Below are 8,741 nucleotides of genomic sequence, written 5' to 3'. Positions count from 1 at the left end.
ACCTGCAAACCCCCGCCTGCCATCACGACGGAGCAATCCCGGCGCCTGACGAGGCGCGTGGAAAAGCACCGCAACGGCGACCACAGCGTCGCTTCAGGCCGTCAAAAGCTTATCGCCGTGCATCAAGGCGGCTAGGTAGGTGTGGCCCGGCTTCGTTGAATCCGCTGCGGGCCAGCTCTCTGATAGAAATCGGCGCCGTCGTCCCAGGCTTTCCATGGGCATCGTTTCCCGCGCGGAATGAAGGTCTCCTTCCCGAAGGCGGCAATTCCTAAACTCGGTGCGATGCCCGATTTGCGGTCAGGCTGCATCCGCCTTTTCTTCCAGACCAAGTAATCGCTTCGGCCAGAGCGCCGGCGGTGAAGAATTGTCTTGCGCTATCCCTAGCAAATGCGCTCATGCTGCTATTCCTCCACGGGCACCTGCGCCGGGAGGGCACCTCTAAACGCGACCGATAGACCGAGGGGAGGGCTCAACCCAATGAGCAGGGTGGCGCCCGCAGATGCGACTCCAGCTTCGTCGGCGACATTTGCGCCGCTCGAGAATGCAACTTTCCGATCGATCTGGCTTGCTACGCAGGTGTCCAGCTTTGGCTGGCTAATTCAAACTGTCGCCATCAGTTGGCTGATGGCGACCATTTCGACTTCCGACGTGATGGTCGCCTTGGTGCAGGCTTCGACGACGTTGCCTACATTCATCCTGTCGATCATCGCCGGAGCCCTGGCTGATAATTTCAGCCGCCGCAATCTGATGTTCGCTGGCTGGTCCGTGATAGCGCTGTCCTCGGCGATGCTGACGGTTCTTGCAGGCTTGGGAATTTTCAATCCATGGATGGTTCTTGCATTCAGCTGTTTGGCCGGAGCGGGCGCCGCTTTCACCGATCCCGCTTGGCACGCGTCGGTCGGCGACATCTTACGAAAACGCGAAGTTCCAGCCGCGGTTACGCTCATCTCGGTTGGATATAACGCTGTTCGAAGCGTCGGTCCGGCGCTTGGTGGCATTGTCGTTGCCTCCTTTGGACCTTTGACAGCTTTCGCTGTGGCGACGCTGACCTATCTAGCGCTGCTGTGGACCATAGGGCGCCGCAAATGGGATGTTCGCTCGTCCCCCCTCCCGCGCGAGCCATTGACCACGGCCATTCATGACGGGGCGCGCTTCACGGCGCTATCGGCGGAGATCAAGGCGGCAATCGCGCGTGGCGCGCTTTTTGGCCTGACCAGCATCTCCATACTCGCGCTCCTGCCTGTCGTTGCCCGCGATCAATTAGGCGGAGGACCGATCGTTTATGGCATCCTGATGGCTGGCTTCGGGACCGGCGCCTTGTGCGTCGGCATCTGCAACAATGTTTTGAGACGGTCGCTCTCCCAGGAGCGACTGACAATACTGGCATGCATTGCTTGCGCGGCGTGTTGTTTATCTCTTGCTCTCACGTCTTCAGTGGCAGTGGCGGCTATTGCGCTGGCGCTCGGCGGCGCGGGATGGGTGGTCACCTGGACGGGGCTCGACGTAAGCGTTCAATTGGCAAGCCCAAGGTGGGTCGTTGGTCGCACGCTCTCGATCTATTATGCCCTTTCGTCGGGTGGTATCGCGGCCGGCAGTTGGCTGTGGGGTACGGTGGCTGAGAACTATTCGCTTGCCTCAGCCCTGGAGATTTCAGCTGCTGCGCTACTGATGGTCGCGGCCACCGGGTTCCTGTTGCCGATCCGTCAATGGCAAGACTCTGATCAGGATCCTTTTGGCTTCGAGACACCGCAACTCGCTCTCGACCTGAAGCCGAGAAGCGGCCCGATCGTCATCAAGATCGAGTACTCAATACCGGAGGCAAACGTCGAAGCTTTCCTCGATCAGATGCAGGAACGACGGCGGGTGCAAAGCCGCGTCGGCGCCAGGCACTGGAACCTCCAGCGCGATCTTCAGGATTCCTCGCTTTGGACAGAAACCTTCCGCACGCCGACCTGGATGGACTATCTGCGCCTAAACCATCGCCTCACAGCGGCGGACAAGGAATTGGACCAACGTCTGCTCGAATTGAACATGGGTGGAAACCCACCTCTTACTAAACTTTCGATTGAGCGGCCGACCGGGGCAACCCGCAAGCGGGATCAACCGACGCGATTTTTCTTCCGCCGGTGATCGCAGGCTGTTGTTGATAGAGTTTCAAGGGTGAGGGTAGATGACCGGCTTGGTAAGATTTGAGAGGCCAGTTGTGATTCAGATTGGCCGCTATACAGAACGCACCGTGTTCGATGTTAATGATGCGGCCTCCATCCTGCTGCGGGATCTTGGTGGTCGTCAGACGGAGAAGCACAGGGCAGCTATGGACGCCTGTCTGAAGGTTATACGAGGTGAGCTTCATCCACCCGCCGCCCGCAGGGCTTTCGTCGCGGTCGCGCGCGAAGCAAAGATTCTACGCGGCGATTGACTGGAGTGCTCAAGCGGCACCGCCCGGCAACTGGCGGCTGATACAGAAGGCCTGAGGCATGACGTTGCCGCTCTTCTATCTGACACGAGCAGGGCGCAGCAGTTCCTACCCGTCGACTACATCGGGCAAGGTGTCTTCGACGACGCTCAAATTTCGGTCGAAAGCTTCTTTGTCGGATGCGTGGGCCCGGAGAGAGCGCACATTGTTCAGGATCGCCGCCACCGCCGCTTCTTTATCGGGTGCTATCCTTGTCGTGACCGCTTTAGCCGCCAACGCGGAAAAATCTATGGCGGTATAAGCTGGTACGACCGCAGCGTCGGTTGCTTTCGGCCGTTCTTTTACGATTGCGCGCCGGCCCCGCGGCAGAGCCATACGGTCAGCTTTTGCTGCAAATGTCGCGCCGCGCCGCAGGCGCGTCTGCAGGAGGCCCGAGCGGTACGCAGGTGCTGTCGGCACAATCGTCGGGAGCGCATGAGATGGAACCGCCTCAGAAGCGTCCAATGCAGGGCTTTTCGTGCGCGAAGCGTCGGTAGAGGCGGGCAGGGGTATGAACGCGCGTTTGGCGAGCCGGCCGTCGGCGAAATAGAAATTGCGCGTGCCGAGAATTGGCAGTTCGCCGCGCGGCAATATGATGACCTTGTTCTTGTCGAGCGTGCGGATTTCATCCGGCCGCATAAGAGGCCGCCGCACTTGCTTGCGGTGCTCGGAGCGCGTGTAATAAGTGTCGAACAAGGTTGCCTTGGTTCGCGTCACGTCCTTTTGAACGTCCGACGTTTCGCCGAGCTGCTCGGAAACGTAGCGCAGATCGTCAGCGTCCTGCGCACCGAAAAAGATCTGCACGCGAGCCGCGTTGATAAGTGTCTTGCGCCCCTCCTGGCGATAGATCTCGTCTACAGCCTTCAGCGACTGTACGAAGAACCACATCGAAACACCGTTGCCGCCGAGCACGCTCGCCATTTCGGTCACGTTCTCGAGCTTGCCGAGGTTCTGGAACTCGTCGAGCAGCACAAGCACCGGATGCTCGTCGGCACGCGGCATAGTTTCCGACATGAAGTTCATCAACTGCGTAATCAGGACGTTGAACAACGGTCCAAGGGAGGTGATCTGCTCGCGCCGTACGTCGAGATAAAGAGAGATCCGGTCGCGCTTCAGCCTGCGAATATCGAACGTGCTGCGCGACGTAGCTCGCATCAGGCGCTCGTTGAGAAAAGGGGCCATGCCGGTGCGTACGCCGGCATATATCCCGGAAAACTGCCGCTCAGACATCTCAAAATATGGCAGCAGGGTTTGCAGCGTGAAATGCGAGCATTCGCGGCGGCGTTCCTCGCGCAGCGAGCCGATGAACTCCAGGAGCGGCTGCTCGGCACCGTTCATGATCTCGAGGATTGTGGCGAAGGTCTTCTTCTCGTTCGGGATCGCAGGCGATTCCATGACGAAGGACGCGATGCCGGTAAAAAGGAGGCGGGCGTCGTTAACCCAGTAGGGATCCGCGTTCGAAGGGGGGCGCGGAAACAGCGCTGCAGCGATGTTGCGAAGGTCGATGTCGCGCTGCGCCGAATCCAGCGAGATGAAGTCCATCGGATTGTAGCATGCGGTATTGCCGTCCGGATCAGCCGGCGCGAAACGCACCACGCGGCTCATGGTTGAACGGTAGCCGGCGGTGGCCGCATAGGTCTCGCCACGCAGGTCGAGAACCACGAACGAATGCGGCCAGGTCAGGGCGTTCGGGATGATGAGAGAAGTGCCTTTACCGGAGCGCGGCGGCCCTATGACGAAGCCGCCGACATCATCGCCATCAATCCACAATTTCTTGCCGCCGATCAGCCTGCGCTGCGTCAAGCGGATCTTGCCGGAGCGCTGATCGCGGCCGGGCGACAGAATTCCGGTAAGCCTGCCGCCGGCTCGACCGACGAAGACGCCGCCAACTTTCGTCAGGCCGGTTTTCGATATGTCGCCCATCGTCATGAAGCGAGAGTCATTGCGCTTTCTCGGGCGCATGAGAAGCAGGCCGACCAAGGGCGCAAGAAACCCTGATGCCCCTGCGGCAACGGCGTATTGTACCCGGCTAAAGTTCCTCGCCATCGTATCCGCCCAGGCCAGACGAACGACCGGCAAGGGATTGGCGTTCAACTGGTCGAACAGGACGTCGGAGCCAGTCCTGAACCAATCTGTCGCGGCATAGGCGACCGTGAAGGCCAGGCCGCCCAGGGCCGTCGCCATGAGCACCATGAAAATTGCTGTTGCGATTTTCTGCATGAATGGCCCCGCTAGATTGTCTCCGCCTTGGTAAACTTGATCTCGCTGATGCCGCGCCGTCCGCCTTCGGTGCGGACCATCTGGACGACCACCGGAATGACCTCGCGCAGGTAGTCGAGGATTTCGCTTCGCGACAGGCCCGAGCTGCCCTGCATGACCATCAGCGCCAGCCGCTCGTAGGCGGACCGGGCCGAATTGGCATGAACGGTGGTGAGCGAACCCGGATGGCCGGTGTTGATCGCCTGGAGGAAGGCGAAGGTTTCAGCGCCGCGCAATTCGCCCAGTAGCAGACGGTCGGGTCGCATGCGAAGCGAGGCCTCAAGCAGCTGTTGGGCGGAGACCTTGGCAAGGCCCTGGTCGCCCTTTGAGGCTATCAGAGTGACGTTGTTGGGAGCCGGCAGCCGCAGTTCGCGGGTGTCTTCGATCGTGATGATCCGCTCATGGGCCGGGACCTCCTTCAGGAGCGCATTCAAAAACGTCGTCTTGCCCGTCGACGTGCCGCCTGAAACGACGATCGAGACGCGGTTGCGCACCGCATACTGCAGGAAGTCCATAGGCGACGTGTCGTGCAACATCTCGACAAGTCGCTTTTCTTCGGCTGACAGCGCCAGGCCGCTGCCCATCGCGGTGTTTTCGAAGGCGCCGAGATCGTTGTAGGCATCAAGGCTCATATCCATGATGACCTGCTTGCGGATCGAAATCGCCCCGCCTTCGGGAGCCGCGGGCGGCAAGATGCATTGGATGCGCTCACCCGAGGGTAGAGCGGCCGACAGGACCGGTTTTTCTTCGTTGATGACTTGATTGGTCGCCGAGGCGACGCCCGTCGAGATATGCCTAATCCAGCCGGGCGTGACCTCGCGCTTGACGACGTGCTCCATTTCCTTCGCGCCGAGGCGTTCGATGAACAATTCACCCGGCCTGTTGATTGCAATCTCGGACACCGCATCTTCGTTCAAATAGGACCATATCGGCTCCAGATGGGCGCGGAGGACCGGGGCTCTCGCCCATGGGTCGGGGAGGGGATGCACGGCATTCATTTCACCGGGCTCCCATAGCCTGGATAGAAATGATCCTTTGGCGTCGCGTAAAGAGGCGTCGGATCGATCGCCGACTTCGGCCGCCCGCCGGCCTTCAGCCGTGCAACTTCTTCCTGAATGGGATCAGCATACAAATCCGAGAAATCGAGATCTCGTCGCACCAGCACGACAATCGATGTGCCCTGATCGACATAAACTGTCGGACCAATGTTCTGCGTGTCGCGAAACGCCTCCTGCGCAAGTTGCTGCAAGGCGGTCGATGACTTGTCAAAAGCGATGCTGCGGGCGTCGCGCTGCGAACCACTGCCACCATAAGTTACGGTCGTGGTCTCACCGGTCACGGGATCGATCGTCGACACCTGGCGCTGTTGTCCATCCTGGCTGCTATCGGCTAGCGAGGACAGATATTCAGAGACGCCGCCAACGACGGAAAGCATGATGGCGTTGCCGTAGCGTTCAAGCCAGCGCGTATCGACACGGCCGCCCAGGCCACCGCGGCCGAGCGCGTCTGCCCCAGGCGACTTGATATCGACGGAAATGCCGTCCGAGCGGATGGCCCTGCTCCAGACGATGAAAACACGCTTTTGACCGCGCGCAAGCCCCGAGCGGTATTCCCCGGTCAGCCGCGAGCCCTTTGGAATGAGGATCCGCCTTCCGTCGAGCGAGAAGACATCCTCGCGCACGACAGCGCGTACGGCACCGGGAAGGTCGGTGTTGATGGCGGTTTCCAAATAGCCGCGAATGATCGTTCCCTCTGGGATCAACGCATCGGTGCGGCGGAAGACCGTGGCTTTGACGATGCCGGAAGAACTTGCCTCAGACTGCGCCAGGAATGCCTTGTTGGGATCACTGTCGGCGCCGGGGACCGCAATGATCTGACCGTCCGGCGCGATTTCGACCTGCGCCGCCTGGGCGCCGGCATCTGTCGAGCCGGTTTGATCATTCATCACCATCTGGTTCGACCGCAGGCGTTCCCACACCGCTTTTTCATGCTCGGCGGCCTCTGCCTTACGGCGAGCCTCTTCGTCAGCCGCGGCCTTGCGGCGGGCTTCTTCCGCCTCAGCCTTGCGGCGAGCCTCCTCAGCCGCCATTTGCGCCTCCAGCGCGCGTCGCTGCGCATCGAGATCCGCGCCCTCCTGCACGGTCTGGTCGACATTATCGGCTTGTTGCGTGCCCTTTTGGCCGTCAGCTGGTGGCGGCACCACGATCTGGTCGATCGTGCCGTCGGCAGGTTGCGGCGGGTCGTTCAACGCCGGCGGGCGGAACTCTGGCGGATTGAAGTTTTCCTCGCCATCGCTGCGAAGATCGCGCGATACCGGCTCCCGGGGCCAGTTCAGCCATATCAGCGCGCCTACCAGCACTACGCCGAGGCCGACCAGGGCGATCCTGGTACCCACGCCCGCACCACGGCGCGCGACTGTCGGGCTGCCGTCCAACTGGTTATAATCGATCTGGGTCATCACCGCCCTCCGCTGGATCCGAACAGGGTGGAACCGCCTGTCAGTTTCGTTGGACCGTAGATCTGCTCGACCGGGTCGATAGCGTTGGGTCGCGCCCGGTTGTAGAGGCAGAGCGTCTTGCCATCGGCCCGCAAGGTGAATTGCCGCGCGACCTTGTCGATGACGGTGTATTTGCCCTGCGTACGAACGTTGACCAGCGACTCATGGCGCTTGTCGTCGACAACGAAGATCGCCGGAATGTCGCCCTTGAACTCCAGAAACACCTTGGTGCCGTCGTCGAATACGGTGCGCGGCTTCAGGCTGTCGTCGCCCTTGTAGGCGTAGTCGTAGTTGAGATCGGCATAGTTCAGATCCTTCAAATCCGGATCGGCGGCGCTCTCCTTGGCCTGTGAGAGCAGGCGCGCGTTGATATCCTCGTCCGGGTATTTGAACCGGACCTGGAAGGATGCCCGGTCACGGCTATTGTCGGTTGCCTGCAGCAGCAAGGAATAGACGCGCCGGTTGGTGACGACGTTGACGTTGGTCCACGCATCGCGCTCCAGCGGCTTTACGAACAGAAATCGCGATCCGCGTTTGGGGATGATCGACCAGCCTTTCGTGTCGCCAGCCGACACGGTTTCGATGACTTCGGTCGGGCTGAGCTCGACCATCGTCGAAATACCCAGAGCTGCGCGCACCGACGTCACGTCGTCATTGTTGAAGGTGACGTATCGGATGCGGCCGTCGCGTGCGGCCGCGTCGTGCATTGTGCCGAGCAGAAAGGCGGCCGACAGCGCAAGGCCCACGCGCCATCTCATTGTAGGCTCCCCGCAGCGGGCGCCGATTCCTGGTCGCGGCGATAATCCGTAACCTGAAATCCCAACGGGTTGTCGAAGCGCCATTCGTTCTTGAGCGGCGTCGAGGTGTAGCGGAATTTTATCACCGCGACCCAATTGTCGACGGTCGAAGAATTGTCCCGCCGCGTCGTCGTGGCGAAGCGCACTGATGCTGTGTTGCGGTTGAGCAGGGATACCGACTTGATCTCGACCGAGATCGTGGCATTGCGGCCATAGATCTTGTCCAGCGACTGAGGATTCGCAGGCGTGTACAGCCATGTCAAATCCTTGGACGCCGTGTCGGTGGAGTAGAGTTGCGCCAGGTCGTAATTCTGTTTCAGTTCACGCGAATCGTAGGTTTCGCGGGCCCTGATGTAGCGTACCAGATTGGCCGCCGTGACGGCTTCGTTCTGGGACAAATCTCCAGGCTTGAGCGCGCGCATGATCTCGAGGTAGCCCGTCGATTTATCGACCTCCACAACATACGGTTCGAACTGCCGGAGCGGCAGGATCAGCACGAGCGCCAGCAGCGACAACACCGCCACCAGTCCAGAAACGCCACTGACGATCCATGCCAATGTACGCGATCGACGCATTGACCTGTGCGTGTCGTCTTCCCAGGTCGCGCCCGCCCTGTAATAGCGCTTGTCGACGAGTTCGCTGCTGCTGTCAGCAACCGTTTCCACTGGAATTGCCACTTTATTATTGCCTCGTTTGCCCGCCGCATCCTGATCCAGCACCGCGATCGTTCTGG

8 protein-coding genes are annotated in these 8,741 nt (G+C 60.5%); 3 read left to right on the top strand and 5 right to left on the bottom strand.

Annotated elements, in window-relative coordinates; translation table 11 throughout:
* The first annotated feature begins 477 nt into the window (after positions 1-477).
* Together NKI63_RS28925 and NKI63_RS28920 are read left to right on the top strand one after the other, a co-directional pair.
* Entirely contained in the window at positions 478-2,130 is a 1,653-nt protein-coding gene (locus tag NKI63_RS28925; RefSeq protein WP_031195547.1) for an MFS transporter, read from the top strand.
* A 40-nt stretch (positions 2,131-2,170) separates the two neighbouring features.
* Complete coding sequence (locus tag NKI63_RS28920; RefSeq protein WP_352468908.1) at positions 2,171-2,419, top strand: DUF982 domain-containing protein; 249 nt, start codon at positions 2,171-2,173, stop codon at positions 2,417-2,419.
* 105 nt (positions 2,420-2,524) lie between these two features.
* Here the strand turns inward: NKI63_RS28920 and NKI63_RS28915 are convergent, their stop codons facing one another.
* Positions 2,525-4,225 (bottom strand): type IV secretory system conjugative DNA transfer family protein, encoded by a 1,701-nt coding sequence (locus NKI63_RS28915; RefSeq protein WP_352753425.1) that lies wholly within the window; start codon positions 4,223-4,225, stop codon positions 2,525-2,527.
* Between NKI63_RS28915 and NKI63_RS28910 the strand changes: the two genes are divergently transcribed.
* Complete coding sequence (locus NKI63_RS28910; RefSeq protein WP_352753427.1) at positions 4,124-4,453, top strand: hypothetical protein; 330 nt, start codon at positions 4,124-4,126, stop codon at positions 4,451-4,453. The two genes, NKI63_RS28915 and NKI63_RS28910, sit on opposite strands and share 102 nt — an antisense overlap.
* A gap of 233 nt (positions 4,454-4,686) precedes the next feature.
* Here the strand turns inward: NKI63_RS28910 and virB11 are convergent, their stop codons facing one another.
* Genes virB11 through NKI63_RS28890 form a run of 4 tightly spaced genes read right to left on the bottom strand, consistent with a single transcriptional unit; the run spans position 4,687 to position 8,727 of the window.
* Positions 4,687-5,712 carry a P-type DNA transfer ATPase VirB11 gene (virB11, locus tag NKI63_RS28905; RefSeq protein ID WP_352468906.1) on the bottom strand — a complete coding sequence of 342 codons (1,026 nt, stop codon included), beginning with the start codon at positions 5,710-5,712 and terminating at the stop codon, positions 4,687-4,689.
* Complete coding sequence (gene virB10, locus NKI63_RS28900) at positions 5,709-7,172, bottom strand: type IV secretion system protein VirB10 (protein ID WP_352468905.1); 1,464 nt, start codon at positions 7,170-7,172, stop codon at positions 5,709-5,711. The genes virB11 and virB10 overlap by 4 nt, the downstream gene beginning before the upstream one ends.
* Positions 7,172-7,969, bottom strand: coding sequence for a TrbG/VirB9 family P-type conjugative transfer protein (locus NKI63_RS28895; protein WP_352468904.1), 798 nt, complete (start codon positions 7,967-7,969; stop codon positions 7,172-7,174). Before NKI63_RS28895 ends, virB10 begins: the two co-directional genes overlap by 1 nt.
* On the bottom strand, positions 7,966-8,727 hold the full coding sequence (locus NKI63_RS28890) for a VirB8 family type IV secretion system protein (RefSeq protein WP_352468903.1): 762 nt from the start codon (positions 8,725-8,727) through the stop codon (positions 7,966-7,968). The genes NKI63_RS28895 and NKI63_RS28890 overlap by 4 nt, the downstream gene beginning before the upstream one ends.
* Positions 8,728-8,741 lie beyond the last annotated feature (14 nt).

It is taken from the genome of Mesorhizobium sp. M0410, from assembly GCF_040321435.1.
Lineage (GTDB): Bacteria > Pseudomonadota > Alphaproteobacteria > Rhizobiales > Rhizobiaceae > Mesorhizobium.
Note: the sequence above shows the minus strand (reverse complement) of the source record. Positions and strands in the feature narration are given on the sequence as shown.